The sequence below is a fragment of the Tranquillimonas rosea genome (genome assembly GCF_900111315.1).
Lineage (GTDB): Bacteria > Pseudomonadota > Alphaproteobacteria > Rhodobacterales > Rhodobacteraceae > Tranquillimonas > Tranquillimonas rosea.
Window position 1 is genome coordinate 45448 of sequence record NZ_FOGU01000014.1, and the last position, 22825, is coordinate 68272.

The following is a 22825-nucleotide window of genomic DNA, read 5'->3' on the forward strand; positions in this document are numbered from 1 at the left end:
GCGTCCGCCCCTTCTGGACTATCGCCGGGTGATTCTGGTTCTCTGTTTCGGAATGGCTGCCATGCACCTAGTGCATGTCGGGACGACCGGACGCGAGCGGAGAGGGTCGTCTTGTCAGCCTCCCGAACGCCAGATATAGGGTCCGTCGTAACTGCATCAACCTTTCGTCACGGTTCTGCCTCATGCCCAAAATCAACGGAAACGAGATCCGCCCCGGCAACGTGCTCGAGCATAACGGCGGCCTTTGGGTTGCGGTGAAGGCCGATCACGTTAAGCCCGGCAAGGGCGGTGCCTTCGCCCAGGTCGAAATGCGCAACCTGCGCAACGGCTCGAAACTCAACGAACGCTTCCGCTCGGCCGACAAGATCGAGCGCGTTCGCCTCGAACAGCGCGACCAGCAATTCCTGTATGAAAACGACGGGATGCTCGTCTTCATGGACCAGGACACGTTCGAGCAGATCGAACTGCCGGCCGATATTCTCGGAGAGCGCCGTCCCTTCCTGCAGGACGGGATGACCATTGAGATCGAGTACTACGAATCCGAGGCGCTGAACGCCCGCCTGCCCCAGAAGGTTACCTGCAAGGTCGCCGAGACCGAACCGGTCGTGAAGGGGCAGACGGCGGCGAACAGCTTCAAGCCCGCGGTGCTCGACAACGGCGTCAAGGTCATGGTGCCGCCCTTCGTCGGCCCCGAAGAGGACATCGTCATAAACACCGAGACGATGGAATACGCCGAGCGCGCCTGACGGCGCCCCACGGGCGCTGGCGGCTCAGGCCGCCAGCATCAGCCGGGCCTCTCCGGCCTCCATCGCGCCCTGCGCGCGGTTCAGCCTGAGATACGCGATCCCCTGCCCACCCGCTTGTGTATAGAGCGTGCCGGCGGGCTTGCCCTCGGACGTGATCGGCGTGCCGACCGGCGCCTCTCCTTCCACAGACACCGTGGCGAGGCCCTTCTTCAGCTCGGTCTTGTGGTGCATGCGGGCCGTGACCTCCTGCCCGACATAGCAGCCCTTGCGGAAATCCACGCCGTTCAGCCGCGTGAAGCCACATTCCAGAATGAAGCTCTCGTCCGGCACCAGCTCAACCCCCGCCTCGGGGATGCAGTTGGCGACCCGCAGCGCGTCCCAGTCGACATCCTCGTCGGTCAGGTCGGTGCCGTAGGCTCGCCACCCCATCGCGGGATGCCGCGGATCGCGCAGCGCGCCCTCGGGTGCCTCTCCGAGGCCACGGGCCAGGGACACGTCGACCTCGTCGAGCGTCACCTTGCTGCGCAGCTTGTACATCTTCAGCTTCTTCACCAGCGCGTCCCAGACCGCGGCCGGGGCATCCAGCAGGATGTCGTCCCCGCGGTCCAACAGGAAGAAATCGGCCAGGTACTTGCCCTGCGCGGTCAGCAACGCGGCGTAAACCAGGCCGTCCTTCAGATGCAGCACATCGTTCGTGATCAGCCCCTGCAGGAACTCGGACCGGTCCTGGCCGCCCACGGCCAGCATGCGTCTCTCGGTGGTCATCGCTCGCCCCTTGTCGTTTGCGCCGATATATAGGCGTCGAACGAAAGGAACGAAATGACTGCCCAGATCTCGATTGTCCTTCCGACGTTGAACGCCGCCGAGCACTTGCCCGCAACCGCGGACGCGCTGTTGCCGGGGCTGTCGGCCGGGCTGGTGCGCGAGCTGATCGTCTGCGACGGCGGCTCGACCGACGCGACCCCGCGCGTGGCAGACGCGCTGGGGGCGGAATGGCACGACTGCGCACCGCACCTGCCGCAGCAATTCGCCGCCGGGGCCGCCGCCGCAAAGGCGGAGTGGATCCTCCTGCTGCGCTCGGACGCCCGGCCCGATCCGCGCTGGCCCGATGCCGTGGGCGCGCACATGGCGACCCACCCGGACCGGGCCGCGCGGTTCCGCCTGGCCGGCGGCGCCCTGGCCGCCGCCCTGAACCTGCGCGCCGCCCTGGGGCGCCCTGACCCGCGTCACGGGCTTCTGGTGCGGCGGAATCAGCTGGACGACGCGGGCGGCGCACAGCAGGCTTGGGCCGCCCTCAGGCGCCAGTTGCGCCACAGGATGGAGGTGCTGCCGGTGCCGCTGCGGCTGGACGCTCAGCCCTCGTCGAACTGAAGGCGGTAGAGGTCGGCGTAAAGGCCGCCGCGCGCCAGCAGCTCGTCGTGGCTGCCCTCATCGACGACGCGCCCCTTGTCCATCACCACGATCCGGTCGGCGTCGCGTACCGTGGCAAGCCGGTGCGCGATCACCAGCGTGGTGCGCCCCCGGCTCAGCGATTGCAGCGCCGCCTGGATGATGGCCTCGGATTGCGCGTCGAGCGCGGACGTCGCCTCGTCCAGCAGCAGGATCGGCGTGTCGCGCAGCAGCGCCCGCGCGATGGCCACCCGCTGCCGCTGCCCGCCCGACAGCGACGAGCCGCGCGGCCCCGCCAGCGTGTCGAGCCCGTGGGACAGCTTGGGCAGGAAGTCGTCGACATGCGCCGCGGTCAGAACCGGCTCCAGCTCGGCGTCCGGCACCGTGCCGCGACCCATCACGATGTTGTCCCGCAGCGTTTCGTCGAACATCTGGGCGTCCTGGCTGACCACCGAAAACAGCCCCCTCAGCTCGGTCAGGTCCATCTGGTCGATGGGCGTTCCACCGATCGAGACCTGCCCGCTCTGCGGTTCAACTAGACGCGTCAGGACATTGAATATGGTGGATTTCCCCGCGCCGGACGGCCCGACCAGGGCCGTCGTCTCGCCCGCCTTCGCCGTCAGGGTCAGACCGCTGAGGACGGGGGTGTCGCCATAGGCGAAATGCACATCCTCCATCACCACGTCCGCCGCGGTGGCGTCCGCGGGCCCGGCGACCGGGTCGCCGGGGGTCAGGATCGTGGGTCGCAGGCCGAACAGGGCATAAAGCCGCTCGAAGCTCGCCAGCGCCGCGTTCCAGACGCCGGTGACGTTGCCGAGCCGCCGCAACGGCTCGAACACCAGCGCCATCGCGGTGAAGAAGGACATGAACTGGCCGACGGTCTTTTCCCCGTCGATGATCTGCAGGCCGCCATAGCTGAGCACGCCGAAGAACCCGATTGCCGCGACGATGTCGGTCAGCGCGGGGATGCCCGCCTGCCCCGCCACGCTACGCAACTGGGCCGAGACGAAATTGTCGATCTCACCCGAGAACCGCTCGGCATCGCGTGCCTCGGTGCCGTTCAGCTTGATCGTGTTGACCCCGTGGAACATCTCGTCGAGCCGGTTCGACAGCCGTGCGGCAGTCTCGCGGGCCCGGCGGCTGGTGTGGCGCACGGCGCGCTGCAACAGCGTGATCGGCCCCATCAGAAGCGGCGCCCCGGCCACCGCGATCAGGGCCCAGACCCAATCGACGGAAACCGCCACCGCCATCAGCGACAGGAGCGAGATCAGGTCCCGCCCGAACGCCCCGAAGACCGAGTTCCAGACCTGCGAGACCACCTGGCTGTCGCCACGCACACGCTCGATCAGCGTGCCGGGCGAGTGATCCTGGAAGAACGTCCAGTCCAGCGTCAGAAGATGCTTCGCGAGGTTCGACTGAAGCCGCGCGGAGATCTTCTGACCTGCCGTGGCCATCAGGATGCGGTGACCGAAGCTCGACACCGCGCGGACGGCAAAGACCCCCGCGACGGCAGCGGCGACCCAGAAGACGTCGCCGCGCTGGCCCGAGACGAGCACCTCGTCGAACATCGGTTTGACCATCCAGCTGAGCAGGCCCAGCATCGAGCCTTCGATCGCCATCAGGATCAGCGCCAGGAACAGCGTCACGCGATGGAAACGCAGGTAGTCGCGCCACAGCCACGCCACCATGACGCGCACGTCCTCGCCGAGGATTTGCCGGAACATCCCTGTCACCTTCCGCGCTCCGCCTTGAACCGGGCCCGCACCGCCTCGGGGTCGTACTCGGTCGCCAGCCAGTCGCGCAGCCCGATGCCCGAGCGTGCCCGCGCGGCGGCGTAGGTATCCAGGAACAGGCCCAGCACGCCCGCCTTGCTGCCCTTGCGGTGGGCATAGCGCAGCGCAAGCTGCCGCTTGGCCACCTCGGGCGCCACGCCCTCCTGATCGATGAGGTACAGCGCCGACGCCACGCCGGTACGGTCCGCGCCGGACTTGCAGTGGATCAGGAACGGCCGCTCGACGGTATCGAACAGCGACAGGAGCTCCAGGTAGGTCTCGGGCGTGTCGGGCTTGCTGGCGTGGGTCTTGAGGATGTGCAGCGTGATGCCGTGCGCCGCGCAGGCCTCTTGCTCGAACAGCAGGTAGGAATAGCGCGTCTCGCCCCGCAGCGTGATGATCGACCGCAGACCCTGTGCCGCGTGGCGTGCGATGCGCCGCGGATCGGGCTGGTTCGACCGGTACACGCCCGGCGCGAGGCGGAACAGGTTCGTCCAGACGCGGCGCAGCAGGGCGTGATCGGCAATGTCGAAATGCCGCTGCGCCCGGCGTCGCGCCTCGGGCTGGCTGATGTCGCCGGCAAGCTGCCGCGTGAAGCGGTGACGGTAATCCTTCCAGCGCTGGCGCAAGGGCGTGCTCATGGGCGGGGCCATACCCTGCTCACACGCCTGCCACAAGCGCAGCGCGCGGCGATTGACCGCCCACCGGGGCGGACATACCAATGGCCGCCACACAGTTTCGGAGCCGTACCGGATGTCTCTTGCTCAGGGTCGCCATTATCTCGCAATTCCCGGACCTTCGGTCATTCCGGACCGGGTGCTTCAGGCGATGCAGCGGCCGGCGCCCAACATCTATGCGGGCGAGCTGCCGGACATGATGCCGGGCATCTGCGCCGATCTGAAATCCATCGCCCGGACCGATGGCCAGTGCGCGATCTACATCGCCAACGGCCACGGCGCGTGGGAGGCCGCGCTGTCGAACGTCGCCTCTCGCGGGGACAAGGTGCTGATCCTCGCGACCGGGCGGTTCGGCCACGGCTGGGCCGAGATCGCGCAGGCCATGCATCTCGATGTCGAGGTGATCTCCTTCGGCAAGCGCGCGCCGGTTGACGCCGCCCGCGTGGCCGACCGGCTGGCCGCCGACACTAAGCACGAAATCAAGGCCGTGCTGACCGTTCAGACGGATACGTCGACCAGTATCCGTAACGAAATCAAACCACTGCGCGATGCTCTTGATGGGGCGGATCATCCCGCGCTGCTGATGGTCGATTGCATCGCGTGCCTTGCCTGCGACCGGTTCGAGATGGACGCATGGGGCGCCGACGTCATGGTCACCGCCTGCCAGAAGGGCCTGATGACGCCGCCGGGGCTGAGCTTCGTCTTCTTCAACGAACGCGCCGATGCCGCGCGGGAGACGGCCGATCTGGTGACGCGCTACTGGGACTGGCGCCCCCGCGCCTGGCCCGAGCACTTCTATCAGTTCTTCGGCGGCACCGCCGCGACGCACCATGTCTACGGCCTGCGTGCGGCGCTCGACATGATCGCGGAGGAAGGGCTGGAGCATGTCTGGGACCGGCACGCCCAGATCGCCCGCGCGGTCTGGGCCGCGTTCGAGCGCTGGGGCGCGGACGGCCCCCTAGAGATGAACGTGGCAGACCCGGCGATGCGCAGCCATGCGGTGACGGCGCTCAGGATCGGCGCGCCGCACGGCACGCGGCTGCGGGACTGGCTGTCGTCCGAGACGGGGCTGACGCTGGGGATCGGGCTGGGCATGGCCGACCCCGCCTCTCCCGATTGGCACGGGTTCTTCCGGCTGGGCCACATGGGCCACGTGAACGCGCACATGATCCTCGGCGCGCTGGGGGCCATAGATGCCGGCCTCAAGGCGCTCGAGATTCCGCACGGGAGAGGCGCGCTGGAGGCCGCGGCCGAGGTCTGCGCAGGCCGCTAGCGCGAGCGGCCGATCAGCCGCTCCCCCGCCCAACCGACGCCGAGGGCGGCGAGCAATCCCCAAACCGCCCAGATCGCGAAGAGCAGGACGAACAGCAGCACGCCGAAGGACACCAGGAACGCCCCGGTGAAATCGGGCACACGTCCCGGAGGTTGTGACCGGTCACTCATACGCGCGATGGTAGCACCCGGGAGGCCGGTGTCACCTCACGTTTCGGGCGGCATCCTCGAGCGCCAGCGGCAGCGTCTCTGCCAGCACGTCCATATCGCCATCCGTCCCGCAGGTGATGCGTATGCACCTGTCCAGCGGGCTGACGCCGGGCATGCGCACGAACACGCCGCGCGCGATCAGCGCAAGCATGACCTCGCGGGCGAAGCCCCCGTCGCGGCCGCAGTCGATGGCGACGAAGTTGGTGGCCGACGGCAGCGCCCGCAGCCCGTTCCCGGCCGCGATCTCGCTCATGCGCGCCTTTGAGCGCTCGACGTCGCGGCACACCTTTTCAAGCCAGTCGCGGTCGGCCAACGCAGCGACGGCGCCGTCCTGGCTGACGCGGGTCATGCCGAAGTGATTGCGCACACGGTCAAAGGCCGCGATCAGGTCTACCGGGCCGATCGCATATCCCACCCGCGCGCCGGCAAGGCCATAGGCCTTGGAAAAGGTGCGGGTCCGGATCACGCGGGTATCGGTCGGAGCGATGTCGGGAATCGCCTCTTCAGGTGCGAAATCGGCATAGGCCTCGTCCAGCACCAGCAGGCATGTGTCGGGAAGACGGTCCAGCATCGCCGCGACCGTCGCGCCGTCGTGCCAACTTCCCATCGGATTGTCGGGGTTCGAGATGTAGACCAGCTTCGCCCCGGTTTCGACGGCCTTGTCGACCAGCGCGTCCGGATCCTCATGATCCCCCCGGAACGGCACCTTGTGCAAGGTCCCGCCAAAGCCGGTGACATGGTAGTTGAAGGTCGGATAGGCGCCGGCCGAGGTCACAACGGCGCCTCCCTCGGCCACGGTCAGTCGGACGAGGTTGCCGAGGATGCCGTCGATCCCCTCGCCCACCAGCACATGCGCAGGGTCGACATCGTGATACGCGGCGATGGCGTGGCGCAGGTCGTGGCTCAAGCTGTCGCCGTATTTCCAGGACTCCGCCGCCGCCTTTTCCATCGCGGCCACCGCCTTCGGCGACGGGCCGAAGACGGATTCGTTGGCGCCGAGGCGGGCGCGGAACGCCTCGCCCGCCTCCCGCTCCATCGTTTCGGGGCCGACGAAAGGAACGGTGGCGGGCAGCGACGCGGCGAGGCGGGTGAGGCGCGGATCGGTCATGCGACCTCGGCGAGACGATCCAGGGCGGCGCGCAGCTTGGCCTCTTCGGCCGCCTTCGCATCTGCCAGTTCCCGTGTCTCCTCGACCACGTCGTCGGGGGCGCTTTCGAGGAATTTCGGGTTGTCGAGACGTCCCTTGAGGCCGCCGATCTCCTTGGTGAGCTTCTGGAGCGACTTCTCGAGCCGCGCCTTCTCGGCGCCGACGTCGATGATGCCGACCAGCGGCAAGGCGAACGTGCCCCCCTTCACCGGGATCGCCGCGGCGCCCTTGGGTGCCGTGTCGGCCTCGGTGATGGTCTCGATCCGGGCGAGGCGCTTGATCAGCGACGCGTTCCGGTCGAGCGCCGTGCGGCCGGCCTCGTCGAGCTCGAGCTGAAGCAGCTCGACCTCGAGGCCATTGGGGACGTTCATCTCGCCGCGGACCGAGCGGACGGCCTCGATCAGTGAAATCACCCACGACATCTCGGCATCGGCATTTTCGTCAACGAGATCAGAGACCTGGTAGGTGGGCCAGTCGGCATGGCACAGCAGGCCGCGGTCGCCGGCAACGCCCCAGAGCTCTTCGGTGATGAAGGGCATGATCGGGTGCAGCAGGATCAGGCACTGGTCCAGAACCCAGGCGAGCGTCGTCCGGGTTTCCTGAACGACCTCGGGGTCGTCGCTGTTCAGAAGCGGCTTCGACAGTTCGAGATACCAGTCGCAGACCTTGCCCCAGACGAAACCGTAGAGCGCGTTCGCCGCGTCGTTGAACCGGTATGCGTTCAGCGCCGCGTCGACCTCTTCGCGGACCTTCGCGGTCTCGCCCATGATCCACTTGTTCACGGTGGCACCGGGCGTACACGGAACGTGCACAGCGCGTGCACCATCCGTCTGCACAAATGCATCGTTCATCTCGGCGAACCGGAAGGCGTTCCACAGCTTCGTGCCGAAGTTCCGATACCCCGCGATCCGGCTGGTCGACAGCTTCAGGTCGCGGCCCATCGCCGCCATCGCCGTCAGCGTGAAGCGCACGGCATCGGCGCCGTACTCGTCGATCTGCTCGATCGGGTCCAGCACGTTGCCCAGCGACTTGGACATCTTCTTGCCCTTCTCGTCGCGGACAAGAGCGTGGACATAGACGGTGTGGAACGGCTTCTCGTCGACGACCGCCAGCTGCATCATCATCATCCGGGCGACCCAGAAGAAGATGATGTCGAACCCGGTGACCAGGACGCTGGTCGGGAAGTAGCGGCGCAGTTCCTCGGTGTCGTCGGGCCAGCCGAGCGTGCCGATGGGCCAGAGCCCGGACGAGAACCAGGTGTCCAGAACGTCGGGGTCGCGATAGACCGGGATCGCCACCGGCGCGTGGGTGTCGCGGATCGCGCCCTCGGTCCGCAGCCGCGTGGTGATGCCCTCGATCAGCTGCATCGCCTCGGCCTCGTCCTCGACCCACTTGATCTCGTCGTGGCGGTAATAGGCCTTCATCTGCTCGAAAGCGTCGTCCCAGCTGGGGGCGCAGAACGGCACCCATTCGGCATCGTAGAGGATATGCCCGCCGTCGGGATCGTCCGAGGACAGCGCCGGCCCGTACCAGACCGGGATCTGGTGGCCCCACCACAACTGACGCGAGATGCACCACGGCTCGATATTCTCGAGCCAGTGGAAATACACCTTGGCATCGCGTTCGGGCAGGATGCGCGTGCCCTCGGTCGAGCCTTCGGGCCGCGCCATCCCCTTGCGCACCTCGTCCAGCGCGGGGCCGACGATCTTGGTCGTGTCGACGAACCACTGGTCGGTGAGCATCGGCTCGATCACCACCTTCGAGCGGTCGCCGAAGGGCTGGGTGATCAGCTTTTCCTCGACCAGCGGGACGAGCTGCTCTTCGGGCGGGATGCCGCCCTCTTCCGGCGACGCCTTGCGCTGCGCCGCCTTGCCCAGCCGCGGATCCCAGGCCGGAACCATGACGGCCAGCCCCTCGGCGGTGATGTCGGCCACCACACGCGCGCGCGCCTCGAACCGGTCGAGACCGCGATACGCCTCGGGCACGAGGTTGAGCGCGTCGATCTCGGCGGCGCTCGCCTCGGCGCCGCGGGCGATCTCCTGCGCGCGGGCGGCCGCCTCGTCATAGGGCGCGCCATCGGCCCGCATCGCGCCGCCGGTATCCATCAGCCGGTATTTCGGAATGCCGCCCCGCTCGGCGACGGCATGGTCGTTGAAGTCGTGCGCGCCGGTGATCTTCACCGCGCCCGAACCGAAATCGGGATCGGGATACTCGTCGGTGATGATCGGGATCAGGCGCCGGCTCTCTTTCGGGCCGACGGGGATCTCGCAGTACTTTCCGACGATGGGCGCGTATCTCTCATCCGAGGGATGCACCGCGACGGCGCCGTCGCCCAGCATCGTCTCGGGCCGCGTCGTGGCGATCGAGATGTAGTCGCGCTCTTCCTCGAGCACGGTGTTTCCGTCCGCGTCCTTCTCGACATAGGTATACGTCTCGCCATCCGCCAGCGGATAGCGGAAGTGCCACATGTGGCCGGTGGCGTCGATGTTCTCGACCTCGAGATCGCTGATCGCCGTCTCGAAATGCGGGTCCCAGTTCACCAGCCGCTTGCCGCGGTAGATCAGGCCCTTGCGGTACATCTCGACGAAGACCTTGATGACGGCGTCGTGGAAATTGCCGTCCTCGCCCTCGGGCGCGCCGGGGGCGCCCGACATGGTGAAGGCCTCGCGCGACCAGTCGCAGGACGCGCCCAGCCGCTTGAGCTGCCGGCGGATGTTCCCGCCCGAGGTCGACTTCCACTCCCACACCTTCTCGAGGAAGGCGGCGCGGCCCATCTCACGGCGCGAGGGCTGCTGCGTGCGGGCCAGCTCGCGCTCGACGACCATCTGCGTCGCGATGCCGGCATGGTCGGTGCCTGGCTGCCACAGCGTGTCGAAGCCCCGCATCCGGTGCCAGCGCACCAGGATGTCCTGCAGCGTGTTGTTGAAGGCGTGGCCCATGTGCAGGCTGCCGGTGACGTTCGGCGGCGGGATCATCACCGAGAACGGCTCGGCGCCCTCCTTTGCGTTGGCTCCCGCGGCAAAGGCGTTGGCCTCATCCCAGGCCGCGGCGATGCGGGCCTCGGACTCGGCGGCGTTGAAGGTCTTTTCCATCGGCATGCCCGTCGTCCTGTTCGCTCAGCCGCCGGTCTAGCCAAACCGGGGCGCGGGGAAAAGGTCAGAAGATCAGTCCCCACAGGATCAGCGGCGCCAGTTCCAGCACCGCGATCCCCGCAAAGACGGCGCGCCAGGCGAGGCTGCGGAAACGCACCAGCAAGAGGATCGTGAGGCCCAGCGTCGCCGCCTGCTCGACCGGGCCGACCCATCCGCCGCCCCGCGCACCGTCCCAGTAGCTGACGGGCGAGCGGAAGACCCAGTCGCTCAGCGGCCAGAAATGCATCCGCGCATCGTCGGCATGCAGCGGAAAGTCGAACGCCAGGTGCAACAGCGCCGCGCCGGTGAACGCCACCGCCCAGCCCGACCGCGCGCCCACTGCCACGGCCGCGGCAAGGCCCCACAGGACGAAGCTGTTGTCGACGGCAAAGACCTGCTGCCAGGCGTCGGAATGGTAGAACGTCCCGAACACCTGCGCCGGTGCATGGCCCAGGATCAGCGCCGTTCCGGCCATCAGATACAGCGACACATCCGGCGCCAGCCCGCCGGCGAGCGCGGCCAGCGTCACGCGCCGATCGCCCGGCCGGCCAAAGGCGGCGGCGCCGAAGATGAGATGGGCGGGCGTGTTCATCGGCGTCTCCGCGTCGGCGGCTTTCCTTGGCGGCCGCGGCTCGCTAAGGCGGGAGCGTAGCAGGAGGCGGGACGATGGCCAGAGCGATCATGATCCAGGGCGCGGGCTCGAACGTGGGCAAGTCGATGCTGGTCGCAGGCCTCGCACGGGCGCTGGTGCGGCGCGGGGTCTCGGTGGCGCCATTCAAGCCGCAGAACATGTCGAACAACGCCGCCGTCACCGCCGACGGCGGCGAGATCGGCCGCGCCCAGGCGCTGCAGGCCCGCGCAGCGGGGCGTGCGGCATCGGTGGACATGAACCCGGTGCTCCTGAAACCCGAAAGTGACACCGGCGCGCAGGTGATCGTGCAGGGCCACCGCCAGGGCACCCTGCGTGCCGGCGCCTATGGGCGCCGCAAGGGCGAATTGCTGCCACGGGTGCTCGACAGCTTCTCCCGCCTCTCCGCCGGGGCCGATGTCGTGCTGGTCGAAGGGGCCGGTTCGCCGGCCGAGATCAACCTGAGAGCGGGCGACATCGCCAACATGGGCTTCGCCGAGGCCGCCGGCGTGCCGGTCGTGCTGGTCGGCGACATCGACCGCGGCGGCGTGATCGCGCAATGCGTGGGCACCCACGCGGTCCTGTCCGAGGCCGACCGCGCCCGGATCCGGGGCTTCGCCGTCAACAAGTTCCGCGGCGACCCGAACCTTTTCGCCGACGGGATGGCGGCGATCGCGGCGCGCACCGGCTGGCGCGACCTCGGCCTCGTGCCCTGGTTCGCCGACGCCTGGCGCCTGCCGGCCGAGGACGCGCTCGACATCTCCTCCGGCCCCCATCGCGGCGCGGTGAAGGTGGCAGTGCCGCTCCTGCCCCGCATCGCCAATTTCGACGATCTGGACCCGCTCTCCGCCGAACCCGAGGTGACGGTCGACATGGTGCCGCCCGGCCGCGCCCTGCCCGGAGACGCCGACCTCGTGCTGCTTCCCGGCACCAAGTCCACCATCGCCGACCTCGCCGCATTCCGCGCCCAGGGCTGGGATATCGACCTCACCGCCCATCTCCGTCGCGGCGGCCGCGCGCTCGGCATCTGCGGCGGCTACCAGATGCTCGGCCGTCGCATCGCCGACCCCGACGGCCTGGAAGGCCCGCCGCAAAGCGTCGACGGCCTCGGCCATCTCGACGTCGAGACGGTGATGCGCCCGATGAAACGCCTGGCTCTCGGCACCGCCACCTGCCGCGACAGCGGCGCGCCGCTCGCGGGCTACGAGATCCACATCGGCGACACGACCGGCCCCGACACCGCTCGCCCCTGGCTCACCCTCGACGGCGCCCCCCACGGCGCCGCCTCGGCGGACGGACGCGTGCGGGGCTGCTATCTCCACGGCCTCTTCGCCTCCGACGCCTTCCGCGCCCACTGGCTGACGGCGCTCGGCGCCCCTCCCGGCGACACCGCCTACGAGGCCGGGGTCGAGTCCACGCTCGACGCCCTCGCCGCCCATCTCGAAACCCATATCGACATCGACGCGCTCCTCGCCCTCGCCGAACCGGTCTGACGCTTCCTCTGTCCGAAAATAACCTGGGGGGGTCGCCCCATGGCGACGGGGGCAGAGCCCCCTCCGGCGCGGGGGCGCAGCCCCCGCCCGCGGCGACGCGCGCCAGCGCGGCGCAACCCTATTCGAAGTCGCGGATCGCGATCGCGCGCATGATCTCGCGCCGCACCAGCTTTCGCACGTTGCGGGTGATCTTCTCGCCCAGGGCGCCCTGCAGCTCCTCGCGCACGATCTCGGCCACCAACTCGCGCAGGGCGGCCTCGTCCATCAGCTCGCCCTCGCCCGACGCCGCCTCCTCGCGCCCGGGGGCGCGGGGCGGGCCGTGGAAGGTCAGCAGGTTGTCGGGCTGCGCTTCGGTTTCCGCACCGATCGGGGGCGAGTCCGCCGCGTCCGACAGCCTCAGCGCATCCGCCGTGCGGTCCGTCGCGGACTCGGTGACGGCGGCCTCGATCTCAGCCGCGACGGCCGCATCCAGGCCGCTACTCTCGTCGCCATCATCCTCCGCCTCCTCGACCGCCCGCGCATCGTCGTCCTCCGCTGTCACCGCCTCGGCGGCGCCCAGCGTCAGCGGCGCGGGGCGCTCGAGCGGATCGGTGTCCGCGATAAGCTCCGAGAGCGCCGTGGCGAGGTCGTCGTTCTGACCCTGCGCTTCTGGCTCCGGCGCGGGCTCCTCCGACGCGGCGTCACGGGACGCGGCCACCGCGCCGCGCCGCGAGGTGAAGCGCAGCTCGTCGCCCGAGAGCGCCGCCGCGATGTCGGCGGTCTCTTCGGGATCAGAGGTTTGCGGCGCGAGGCTCAGGCCCGGCATCCGCGACGGGCGGTGCTGCAGCGTGTCCTCCGAGCCGTCGGGCTCGAAGTCCTGCGCCTGCGCGTTGATCGCGATCTCGAGCTCGGCGATGCGCTGTTCCAGTGTCAGGGGTCGCGCGGCCTGCCGGGGCGCGGGGGTCTCGTCGGGGCGTGCGGGAAAGCTGTCGGCGGCCTCGGAATAATCCGGGTCGCCCGGATCGCGCGCCGGACTGGCGGGCGGCGCGATACGCTGCTCCGAGGTCAGGATCAGCCGGTCCGCCGCGCGGGCCTCTGGACGGACGGGCTCCGCCGAGACGAGCCGGCGGATCGACGAGAGGACATCCTCGATTTCGTGGTCTTGAACGGGATCTGACACCGGCTCGGCCTCTTGGTTTGTTGAAACCAGTCTACTGCGGCAGGAGCGTTGGCACAACATCTGGTGCAGGCGGGCGCGGCACGCCGGTCATGCCGCCCAAAAGAAAGGCCCCGGACCGTCGCTGCGGTCCGGGGCCCGATCGCCGTGTCGTGCGATCCGTTCAGGGCTTGAGGCGCTCGATGATGCGGTCGAGCCGTTCGCCCTGGGGCGAGACCTCGCGCACCGGCGCGTCGCGCACCGCGTTGTAATAGGCCGACGGATCGTAGGTCGGGATGTCGAGGCCGAGGTGATCGGCGGTCAGCATCCCCATGGACCGCAGCAGCCCGTAGACCGCCGCATAGCGCTGCGTCACCGCGTCGATGCGGTTGGCGCGGGCGTCGAGCAGGTCCTGCTCGGCGTCGAGCACGTCGAGCGTGGTGCGCGCGCCCAGCGACGCCTCTTCCTGGATGCCCTCGAACGCCACGCGGGCCGCGCGGATCTGTTCGTCGATCGAGCTGAGGCTGGCCTGGGCGACCTGAAGCTGCGACCACGCCTGCCCGACCGATTGCCGGATGTTCAGCTGCGTGGTGTAGAGTTCGCCGCGGGTGGCGTCGCGCCGGGCCTGCGCCTGACGCAGCTGCGAGGTCAGCTGTCCGCCGCGATAGATCGGCCCCTGGAGGGTGACGCCGACCGAGCTGTCGGCGTTGAAATCCTGGTCCACGCCGGTCTGCGCGCCCGCGCTCAGCTCGGGGCCGAAAGAGGCCTCGGCCGCCATGATGTTCAGCTCGGCCACCCGGACCTGTTGCTGTGCGGCCAGGATCTCGGGGTGGCTGCGGACGGCCACGTTGGCGGCGGCTTCCTCGCTGCTGGCGGTGGCCGGGGCGTTCGGCACCGATTCCAGCGGTCCGGGATAGCGGCCGACGGCGGCGCGGTAGGCTTCGCGTGCGACCTCGAGATCGCCGCGGGCGGCCGCGAGGTTGGCCTGCGCGTTGGCGAGCGCCGCCTCGGCGGTGGCCACGTCGGTCCGCGTCACCTCGCCCACCTCGAACCGGTCGCGGGCGGCGCGCAGCTGCTCGCGGATCAGCTCGACGTTGTTCTCGCGCAGGTCAACGAAGGCCTGGGCGCTCTGCACCGACAGGTAGGCGTCGACGGCGCTGAACAGAACGTTCTGCTCGACCGCGATCAATTCCTGGCGCGTGGCCAGGACCGTGGCCTTGGCGGCCTCGATGGCCAGGCGCGACGAGCCGGAATCGTACAGCAGGATGTCGGCCGACAGGCCGGCGGTGCCGCTGAGCTTGCCGCCGTCGAGCCGGCTGTTGCTGCCGCTCGGCGCGTAATCCGCCGTGGCCGCGTAGGTGATGATCGGGCGCAGCTGCGCCAGCGACTGCGCGACATCCTCGTCCGCGGCGCGCAAAAGCGCGCGGTTCTGCGTCAGCAGGCCGGAGTTGCGGTACGCCCCGATCAGCGCGTCGGTCAGGCTTTCGGCCGCGACCGGCCCGGCCGAGAGGCCCAGCACGACCGCCGCGGCGATCCGGCGCGATAGACGCCCTGCCCTGTGTGAGATCATCTTGCTCTTCCTCTCTTCCAGCGGCGTCTTCTGTCGAACGCCCGCGTTACAGCGCGAAGGTACTTTTCGTCTCGAAGCCCGGAATGACCGGGGCCCCCGCATTGAAGATCTGCCGCCAGGTCATTTCGCCGTCGATCTTGTAGCCGATCTTGCAGATGCCGAGCCGCTTTTCCATGAACAGCACCGTGATCCGGCCGCCCTCGGCCAGCTGGTCGATCAGCGCTTCGGGCAGCGTGCCGACCCCGCCCTCGACCAGGATCTTGTCGAACGGGCCAAGCTTGGGGCAGCCCTCGACCAGCGGGTTGGTGACAACGGCGGCACTGTCGACGCCGGCCTCGCCCAGCGCGGTCTCGGCGTCCTTGGCGAGCGCCTCGTCCTCTTCCAGGGCGACGACGGCCTCGCCCAGACGGGCCAGCACCGCGGCGGTGTATCCGTAGGCGGCGCCCACGTTCAGCACCAGTTCGTTCGGCTGCACGTCGAGCGCCTCGAGCATCTTGGCCAGCGTGCGCGGTTCGAAGATGACGCGGTTGTTCCCGAGTTCGACGTTCTCGCCGACGTAGCAGGCATCGCGCCACGAATCCGGCACGAAACGCTCGCGCTCCACGTGGAGAAGCGCGTCGATGATCGGGAACTTGCTGACGTCGGCGGGGCGCACCTGGGTGTCGACCATCTGCCGGCGCCGGGCTGGGTAATCTGGCATGGTAAGCGGGCGTCCGTTTCCTAGGCTTGTCTGTCATCTGCCACAAAGGCGACGACCGGGCAACAGCGCCGCGGCACTGCGGCGATCATATTGCGGGAGGCTGTGTCCATGAAATCGCGGCGCCGCCGGAACCTTGGCCGGGTGCTGAGGCTTTCTCGCAGCGTTCGACGACACGAAAGGCCCCTGCCCATGACCGATACCGATGCCGCCCTCACCGAGTTCATGGAGGCGCACGACGCGCGCAATCCCGGCGAGCCCGAATTCCGGCAGGCGGTCGAGGACGTCGCCCGCTCGGTCATGCCCTGGTACGTGACGCAGGACCGGATGCGCCGCCGGCAGGTGCTGGAACGGCTGACCGAGCCGGACCGCACGGTTTCCTTCCGCGTCCCGTGGGAGGCCGACGACGGCTCGGTCCGGTTCAACCGCGGCTGGCGGGTGCAGTTCAGCCAGGTGATGGGCCCCTACAAGGGCGGCCTGCGCTTCGCCCCTTCCGTGAACCAGAGCGTGCTAAAGTTCCTGGGCTTCGAGCAGATTTTCAAGAACACCCTGACAGGGCTGCCGATGGGCGGCGCCAAGGGCGGGGCGGACTTCGACCCGAAAGAGGCGAGCGAAGCCGAGCTGCGCCGCTTCTGCCACGCCTTCATGGACGAGCTCTATCGCCATATCGGCCCCGACGTGGACGTGCCCGCGGGCGACATGGGCGTCGGCATGGACGAGATCAGCCTGATGTTCGGCCGCTACCTCACGCTGAAGAACACCTGGCACGGGGCGCTGACCGGCAAGGGCAGCACCTTCGGCGGCTCGGCCGTGCGGACAGAGGCGACGGGCTATGGCTGCGTCTACTTCGCCGAGCTGATGCTCGAACGGCTGGACAGGTCGATCGAGGACGCGCGGGTCGCGATCTCGGGCAGCGGCAACGTCGCGCTCTACGCCGCAGAGAAGGCGCTGGACGAGGGCGCGACCGTCGTGACCCTGTCGGATTCCGGCGGCACGCTGGTGTTCGAAGACGGGCTGGACCGCGACACTCTGGAGACGGTCAAGACCCGCAAGGGCGACGGCGCGCGGCTGTCCGAGCTGGCGGACGAAACCGGCGGCAGCTATCGAGACGGCGCCGCGCCGTGGGGCGAGCAGTGCGACATCGCCCTGCCCTGTGCGACGCAGAACGAGATGGACGGCGACGCGGCCAAGGCGCTTGCCGACAACGGCGTCTGGCTGGTCTGCGAGGGCGCGAACATGCCGCTGACCTCCGACGCGGCTCAAACGCTGCGCGACGCCGGCATCCCGCGCGGCCCCGGCAAGGCGTCGAACGCGGGCGGTGTCGCGGTCAGCGGGCTGGAGGAAAGCCAGAACGCCCAGCGTCTCTACTGGAGCCGGGACGAGGTCGACCGCCAACTGCGCGACATCATGCGCGGCATCCACGACGACTGCCTCGAGGTGGCCGACGGGCATGCCGACGACATGGACTATGTCACCTGCGCCAACCTCGCCGCGTTCCAGCGGGTGTCGCGCGCGCTGGATGCGTTCTGGGTGTTCTGAGCCCTCAGTAGGTCCGGCTGGCGTTGCCCAGGCCCACCACGGGGCCCGTCGGCTGTCCGGTGGGCGAGCCGCCGGCGGGTTCGACCGTGATCTCGTAGAGCTGGTCGATGTCCGGCAACGGCAGGTCGGGGCCCGTCAGGCGCGCGCGGCGGGCGCGCTCGAGCGTGCCCAGAGAGACCGGCGGCCCGTCGGGATCCGGCTTGGTCCAGACCTCGAGCACCTGCGGCCCGTCGGGCGAGATCGGCGCCAGCGGCGTCACCCGGATCGTGTCGTCGGGATAGGTCTCGACCAGGGCGACGGACTGTCCGTCGTCGTTCAGTAGGATCGCCATCGTCAGCGGCGGACGCGCCTGGAGCACTTGCCACGTCAGGCCGGCGGCGAGCAGCACGGTCGCCGCCATCGCCGCAAGGGCCGTCGGACGCCAGGCGCGCGCGACGCCGGCGGCGCCCCTCGCTCCATCCCCGACCGGCTGCGGCCGCCCCGTGAGAGCAGCCTCGATCCGGCTCCAGAGCCCTGCGCCGACGGGAAGTTGGGGCGCGCTGCGGTCCAGGTCGTGAAACCGCTCGCGCGCGGCCCGCACGGCTTCGCGCAGGGCGCGGTCCTCGGCATCGGCGGGCGCGGCGATGCGGGCCTCGACCTCGGCATGGGCATCGTCATCGAGCGCGCCGAGGATGTAGAGTTCGGCAAGATCCGCGGGCGCCGTCATTGCAGGCACTCCCGCAGCGCCAGCAGGCTGCGCCGCACCCACGTCTTCACCGTGCCCAGCGGCCGCCCGAGCTTGCCCGCGATCTCGGCCTGGGTCAGCCCGGTGACGTAGATCAGCAGCAGAACATGGCGCTGCGTCCGCTCCAGCGTGTCGAGACACACTCTCAGCCGGCCCTCGGGATCGAGCCCATCGGCCGCCTCCCTGACCGCGCCTTCGCGCAGGTGGTCGAGGTTGTCGGGCTCGACCGCTTCCTCGTGGGACCGGTTGCGCAGGATGTCGATCGCCCGGAAGCGCGCGATCGTATACATCCAGCTGCGCGGCGAGCCGAGTTCGGGGGTATAGCGCGCGGCGTTGTGCCAGACCTGCAGGAAGGCCTCCTGCACCGCGTCCTCGGCCAACTCGTCGCGGTGGAGGACACGCATCGCGATCCCCTTCATCCGCCCGGCCTCCAAGTCGAACAGCCGGCGCAGCGCCGCCCGGTCCTGCCGGGCACAGCGGGACAGCAGGTCGGCAAGCTCGTCCTGGGGTGATGACACGTGATCGTCCTCGTTCCTTTCCTGCCGACGTAACCGAATCTCACGCGGCGGCAAGCGGCCGCGCCCGGATGCCTGTGCTACGGCGCCGGGCGGGCAAAAGGTTTCAGGTTCGTCGGGACACGGGGCGTCAGAAGAACGCCTGCAACCCGGTCTGCGCCCGACCGAGAATCAGTGCGTGCACGTCGTGGGTGCCCTCGTAGGTGTTCACCGTCTCGAGGTTGATCATGTGGCGGATCACCTGGAACTCTTCCGAGATGCCGTTGCCCCCGTGCATGTCTCGGGCCATCCGCGCGATGTCGAGCGCCTTGCCGCAATTGTTCCGCTTCATCATCGAGATCATCTCTGGCGCCGCCTGCCCGGCCTCCATCAGCCGCCCGAGTTGCAGCGCGCCCTGCAGCCCCAGCGCGATCTCGGTCTGCATGTCGGCGAGCTTTTTCTGGAAAAGCTGCGTCTGGGCGATGGGACGGTCGAACTGCTTGCGGTCGAGCCCGTATTGCCGCGCGGCATGCCAGCACGCCTCGGCCGCGCCCATCGTGCCCCAGGAAATGCCATAGCGCGCCCGGTTGAGGCAGCCAAACGGGCCCTTGAGCCCCTGGACATCGGGCAGCAGCGCCTCTTCGCCGACCTCGACGTCCTCCATCACGATCTCGCCGGTGATCGACGCCCGCAGCGACAGCTTGCCGCCGATCTTGGGCGCCGTCAGGCCGGGCGTCCCCTTTTCCAGCACGAAGCCGCGAATCTTGCCGTCATGAGCCTCGGACCTGGCCCAGACGACGAACACGTCGGCGATCGGCGCGTTCGAGATCCAGGTCTTGGAGCCGGAGAGCACGTATTTGTCGCCCTGCTTCTTCGCGACCGTCTTCATCCCTGCAGGGTCCGAGCCGGCGTCGGGCTCGGTCAGGCCGAAGCAGCCGATCAGCTCGCCACTGGCGAGACCGGGGAGGTATTTCCTTTTCTGCTCTTCCGAGCCGTAGGCGTGGATCGGGTACATCACCAGCGAGGACTGCACGCTCATCATCGAACGATAGCCCGAATCCACGCGCTCGATCTCGCGCGCCACGAGGCCATAGGTCACGTAGCCCGCGCCAAGGCCGCCGTATTCCTCCGGGATGGTGACCCCCAAGAGGCCCGCCTCGCCCATCCGGGCGAAGAGCGCGGGGTCGGTCGTCTCGTCGCGGTAGGCATCGGTCACGCCGGGTTGAAGCTGGCCTTGGGCGAAATCGCGGGCGGCGTCACGCAGCATGCGCTCGTCCTCGGTCAGCTGGGTCTCGAGCCGCAGGGGATCGTCCCAGTCGAAGGTGCCGAGTTCGGGGCCGTGGCCGGCGGGCATGTCTTTCATCGGGATCCCCCTTAAGATGTCGGACGCAGGATAACCGCTGCGCGCGGCGATGCCGAGGGGCGCGATCAGGCGTCGCGGGTCATCGACTTGAACACGCCCGTCGCGCTGGCGATCAGCGTGCCCTCCTCGTCGCGCAGTTCGCCCTCGACGAACTTGAGCGACCGGCCGCCGCCGGTGACGTTGCCGGTCGCCGTCAGGCGCGTGCCGACGCGTCCGGGCGCAAGGAACTGGATCGTCAGCGACACGGTCGAAACGGGCGTGCTGCGCGCCTCGCCGGGGACGAGGCCGGCGGTCGACCCCATGGCGGTGTCGAGCAGCGTGGTCGCGATACCGCCATGCAGGATTCCCCGCCTGTTCGCGTGGGCCTCGGCGACATCGAGCCAGCACCGCGCACGCCCGTCCCCGCCCGACAGGTCGACGTTGTAGCCGATCAGTCTGCGGCTGCCGGCCTCTCCCTCGGGCCGGCTCATGCGCGGGGCGCTTTTCGGACGGACGGTGTCTGTCGGGTCATGGCGGATCCTCCTGGGGGCGGCATGTCGCAACGCCGCGAACGCTTGCGGATGGAGGAAGGAAAGTCCAGCGCCGCCGAACGTCGGAAAACGACATCTTGGTCGAAACGCGACATGCGCCGAACGATTCGTCCCAGACGTGAATCGGACGTGTCGTCTCCGATTCACGTGTGAGGTTATCTGCACAACTTTTAGGCCAACTTGCGCGATTCCGCCGGGACAATCCGCATCTTTTGCATCGCAGCACTAACTTCCGTAGCGGCAACTTTAGCGGCGTTTGAGCCAACCCCAAACGGCTTTACTCGGTTCCCGAACAAAATTTATCGACACGAATGTCGCTTTTGGCAGTTGAAACGTCGTAGATAATTTGAATACTCCCTCTCAACACGACATGGCCCGCCATTTGGTTAGCCTCGCGAAGCAACGCAGCGCTAACGAATTCTTGCCGTGGAGCAGAGCCTCCCGGCACCGCGGGACCGCACATGACGACCGGCCGCTGCAGTGCGGCACGACTGATCAAAGCAATGTCGGGTGGGCCGCAACGCGGTCCGTCTACCGGCGAACAGGGCTGCGCCATTCGGCGCCTCCGACGGAGTGAGCCCTATGCACTGAAGGGAGCGACGACCCACGATGACCAAGCTTGACGCTGCCAACCCCGAGCTGACGATGACCGAGCAGGTCTACGGCGACGACCCGCTGGCCGATCGCCAGACGGACCACTATCGCAAGGAATACGTCACCTCCTTCGTCGACAAGTGGGACGAACTGATCGATTGGGAGGGCCGCGCGCAGAGCGAAGGCCAATTCTTCATCGACATCCTGCGTGCCCGCGGCAAGGAACGCGTCTTGGACGTCGCCTGCGGCACCGGTTTCCACTCCGTCCGCCTGACCGAAGCCGGCTTCGACGTGACCGCCTCGGACGGGTCGGCCGCGATGGTCGCCAAGGCGTTCGAGAACGCGCAGACTCGCGGGCTGATCCTCAAGACCGCACAGGCCGACTGGCGCTGGCTGAACCGCGACATCGCGGGCAAGTACGACGCGATCATCTGCCTCGGCAACTCGTTCACGCACCTCCACAAGGAGCAGGACCGGCGCCGCGCGCTGGCCGAGTTCTACGCCGCGCTCAAGCATGACGGCATCCTCATCCTGGACCAGCGGAACTACGACGCGATCCTCGACCACGGGTACTCGTCCAAGCACAAGTTCTACTATTGCGGCGACAACATCACCGCCGAGCCGGAATACGTCGACGACGGCCTCGCCCGGTTCAAGTACTCCTTCCCCGACGGATCGGAATACACGCTCAACATGTGCCCGATCCGCAAGGACTACATGCGCCGGCTGCTGCAGGAAGGTGGCTTCGAGCGCGTGCGCACCTACGGCGACTTCCAGGAGACCTACGGCGGCGACGAGCCGGACTTCTTCATCCACGTGGCCGAAAAGTCCTCGCTGCAGCTCGTGCGCTGGGGTGGAACGCGGACCGACGGCAAGGCCGACATCCGCGACGTCACCGAGGACTATTACGACAGTGACGACGCCGACACGTTCTACTCGACGATCTGGGGCGGCGAGGATCTGCATATCGGCCTCTACGACGAGACCAAGGACATCCGCACGGCCTCGGACCGCACCATCGACGCGATGATCGACAAGCTCCCCGAGCTGTCGAGCGACAGCAAGGTGCTCGACATGGGCGCGGGCTATGGCGGCGCGATGCGCACGCTGGTCAAGAAGACCGGAACACAGGCCGTCTGCCTGAACATCTCCGAGACCCAGAACGAGTATAACCTCGGCAAGATCCGTGCCGCCAAGCTGGGCGACAAGATCAGCGTGCGCCACGGCGTGTTCGAGGACGTTCCGGCCGACGACGAAAGCTTCGACGTGGTCTGGAGCCAGGATGCGTTCCTGCACTCGGACGAGCGTGACAAGGTCATCTCCGAAGCCTACCGCGTGCTGAAGCCGGGCGGTCACCTGATCTTCACCGACCCGATGCAGGCCGACGACGTGCCCGAGGGCGTGCTGCAGCCGGTCTACGATCGCCTTCAGCTGAACAGCCTCGGCTCGCCGCGGTTCTTCCGCGAAGTGGCCGAGAACCTCGGCTTCGAGACGGTCGAGCAGGAAGTGATGACGCACCAGCTGCGCTCGCACTATTCCCGCGTCCGGGAAGAGCTGCTGGCCAACTACGACAAGCTGCGCTCCAACGGCTCGTCGGCCGAGTACCTCGACAAGATGGCCGTCGGCCTGGAGAACTGGGTGAAGGCTGCCGATCAGGGCTACCTGTCCTGGGGCATCCATCACTTCCGCAAGCCGCAATAAGAACGGGTCGCGG

20 protein-coding genes are annotated in these 22825 nt (G+C 68.4%); 6 read left to right on the forward strand and 14 right to left on the reverse strand.

The features are described 5' to 3' along the window. Window positions 1-182: 182 nt before the first annotated feature. Complete coding sequence (gene efp, locus BMZ25_RS18130; protein ID WP_092696068.1) at window positions 183-746, forward strand: elongation factor P; 564 nt, start codon at window positions 183-185, stop codon at window positions 744-746. Between the two features lie 24 nt (window positions 747-770). On the opposite strand, the gene ygfZ is transcribed toward efp, so the two are convergent. Further along, on the reverse strand, window positions 771-1511 hold the full coding sequence (gene ygfZ, locus BMZ25_RS18135) for a CAF17-like 4Fe-4S cluster assembly/insertion protein YgfZ (RefSeq protein ID WP_092696069.1): 741 nt from the start codon (window positions 1509-1511) through the stop codon (window positions 771-773). Window positions 1512-1565: 54 nt separating this feature from the next. Here ygfZ and BMZ25_RS18140 point away from each other — a divergent pair, with 54 nt between their 5' ends. Further along, on the forward strand, window positions 1566-2117 hold the full coding sequence (locus BMZ25_RS18140) for a glycosyltransferase (RefSeq protein WP_092696070.1): 552 nt from the start codon (window positions 1566-1568) through the stop codon (window positions 2115-2117). Here BMZ25_RS18140 and BMZ25_RS18145 read toward each other — a convergent pair. Together BMZ25_RS18145 and BMZ25_RS18150 are read right to left on the reverse strand one after the other, a co-directional pair. After that, complete coding sequence (locus tag BMZ25_RS18145; protein WP_235859934.1) at window positions 2099-3859, reverse strand: ABC transporter ATP-binding protein; 1761 nt, start codon at window positions 3857-3859, stop codon at window positions 2099-2101. The two genes, BMZ25_RS18140 and BMZ25_RS18145, sit on opposite strands and share 19 nt — an antisense overlap. A gap of 5 nt (window positions 3860-3864) precedes the next feature. After that, entirely contained in the window at window positions 3865-4548 is a 684-nt protein-coding gene (locus BMZ25_RS18150; protein ID WP_092696071.1) for a phosphatase domain-containing protein, read from the reverse strand. 112 nt (window positions 4549-4660) lie between these two features. On the opposite strand from BMZ25_RS18150, the gene BMZ25_RS18155 reads away from it, so the two are divergent. Beyond that, window positions 4661-5857: a pyridoxal-phosphate-dependent aminotransferase family protein gene (locus BMZ25_RS18155; RefSeq protein WP_092696072.1), complete on the forward strand. Its 1197-nt coding sequence runs from the start codon at window positions 4661-4663 to the stop codon at window positions 5855-5857. On the opposite strand, the gene BMZ25_RS20970 is transcribed toward BMZ25_RS18155, so the two are convergent. The 4 genes from BMZ25_RS20970 to BMZ25_RS18170 all read right to left on the reverse strand — a co-directional run bounded on the left by BMZ25_RS20970 (window position 5854) and on the right by BMZ25_RS18170 (window position 10936). Next, window positions 5854-5997, reverse strand: a complete 144-nt coding sequence (locus BMZ25_RS20970; protein WP_177190523.1) for a hypothetical protein — start codon at window positions 5995-5997, stop codon at window positions 5854-5856. The genes BMZ25_RS18155 and BMZ25_RS20970 overlap by 4 nt on opposite strands. Before the next feature lie 61 nt (window positions 5998-6058). Further along, window positions 6059-7174, reverse strand: a complete 1116-nt coding sequence (locus BMZ25_RS18160; RefSeq protein ID WP_092696073.1) for a pyridoxal phosphate-dependent aminotransferase — start codon at window positions 7172-7174, stop codon at window positions 6059-6061. Next, window positions 7171-10311, reverse strand: a complete 3141-nt coding sequence (locus BMZ25_RS18165; protein WP_092696074.1) for a valine--tRNA ligase — start codon at window positions 10309-10311, stop codon at window positions 7171-7173. The genes BMZ25_RS18160 and BMZ25_RS18165 overlap by 4 nt, the downstream gene beginning before the upstream one ends. Window positions 10312-10369: 58 nt before the next feature. Further along, entirely contained in the window at window positions 10370-10936 is a 567-nt protein-coding gene (locus BMZ25_RS18170; protein WP_092696075.1) for a cobalamin biosynthesis protein CobQ, read from the reverse strand. A gap of 74 nt (window positions 10937-11010) precedes the next feature. Here BMZ25_RS18170 and BMZ25_RS18175 point away from each other — a divergent pair, with 74 nt between their 5' ends. Further along, window positions 11011-12465 carry a cobyric acid synthase gene (locus BMZ25_RS18175; RefSeq protein ID WP_092696076.1) on the forward strand — a complete coding sequence of 485 codons (1455 nt, stop codon included), beginning with the start codon at window positions 11011-11013 and terminating at the stop codon, window positions 12463-12465. A gap of 118 nt (window positions 12466-12583) precedes the next feature. On the opposite strand, the gene BMZ25_RS18180 is transcribed toward BMZ25_RS18175, so the two are convergent. The 3 genes from BMZ25_RS18180 to BMZ25_RS18190 all read right to left on the reverse strand — a co-directional run bounded on the left by BMZ25_RS18180 (window position 12584) and on the right by BMZ25_RS18190 (window position 15870). Then, window positions 12584-13624, reverse strand: a complete 1041-nt coding sequence (locus BMZ25_RS18180) for a hypothetical protein (protein WP_092696077.1) — start codon at window positions 13622-13624, stop codon at window positions 12584-12586. A gap of 160 nt (window positions 13625-13784) precedes the next feature. Then, the gene (locus BMZ25_RS18185) at window positions 13785-15170 is read right to left on the reverse strand and encodes a TolC family outer membrane protein (protein WP_092696078.1); all 1386 of its coding nucleotides are present in this window, start codon (window positions 15168-15170) and stop codon (window positions 13785-13787) included. Window positions 15171-15216: 46 nt separating this feature from the next. Continuing rightward, a complete protein-coding gene (locus BMZ25_RS18190) occupies window positions 15217-15870 on the reverse strand; it encodes a protein-L-isoaspartate O-methyltransferase family protein (RefSeq protein WP_092696079.1) in 654 nt (217 codons plus the stop codon). A gap of 189 nt (window positions 15871-16059) precedes the next feature. Here BMZ25_RS18190 and gdhA point away from each other — a divergent pair, with 189 nt between their 5' ends. Continuing rightward, entirely contained in the window at window positions 16060-17406 is a 1347-nt protein-coding gene (gdhA, locus tag BMZ25_RS18195) for an NADP-specific glutamate dehydrogenase (protein WP_092696080.1), read from the forward strand. A 4-nt stretch (window positions 17407-17410) separates the two neighbouring features. On the opposite strand, the gene BMZ25_RS18200 is transcribed toward gdhA, so the two are convergent. From BMZ25_RS18200 to BMZ25_RS18215, 4 genes are all read right to left on the reverse strand, one after another. Then, on the reverse strand, window positions 17411-18112 hold the full coding sequence (locus BMZ25_RS18200; protein WP_092696081.1) for an anti-sigma factor: 702 nt from the start codon (window positions 18110-18112) through the stop codon (window positions 17411-17413). After that, a complete protein-coding gene (locus tag BMZ25_RS18205) occupies window positions 18109-18648 on the reverse strand; it encodes a sigma-70 family RNA polymerase sigma factor (RefSeq protein ID WP_092696082.1) in 540 nt (179 codons plus the stop codon). The genes BMZ25_RS18200 and BMZ25_RS18205 overlap by 4 nt, the downstream gene beginning before the upstream one ends. Window positions 18649-18775: 127 nt before the next feature. Continuing rightward, window positions 18776-19987: an acyl-CoA dehydrogenase gene (locus tag BMZ25_RS18210; protein ID WP_092696083.1), complete on the reverse strand. Its 1212-nt coding sequence runs from the start codon at window positions 19985-19987 to the stop codon at window positions 18776-18778. 65 nt (window positions 19988-20052) lie between these two features. Then, window positions 20053-20457: a PaaI family thioesterase gene (locus tag BMZ25_RS18215; RefSeq protein WP_092696084.1), complete on the reverse strand. Its 405-nt coding sequence runs from the start codon at window positions 20455-20457 to the stop codon at window positions 20053-20055. Window positions 20458-21126: 669 nt separating this feature from the next. Here BMZ25_RS18215 and BMZ25_RS18220 point away from each other — a divergent pair. Further along, the gene (locus BMZ25_RS18220; protein ID WP_092696085.1) at window positions 21127-22812 is read left to right on the forward strand and encodes a glycine/sarcosine N-methyltransferase; all 1686 of its coding nucleotides are present in this window, start codon (window positions 21127-21129) and stop codon (window positions 22810-22812) included. Window positions 22813-22825: the final 13 nt, after the last annotated feature.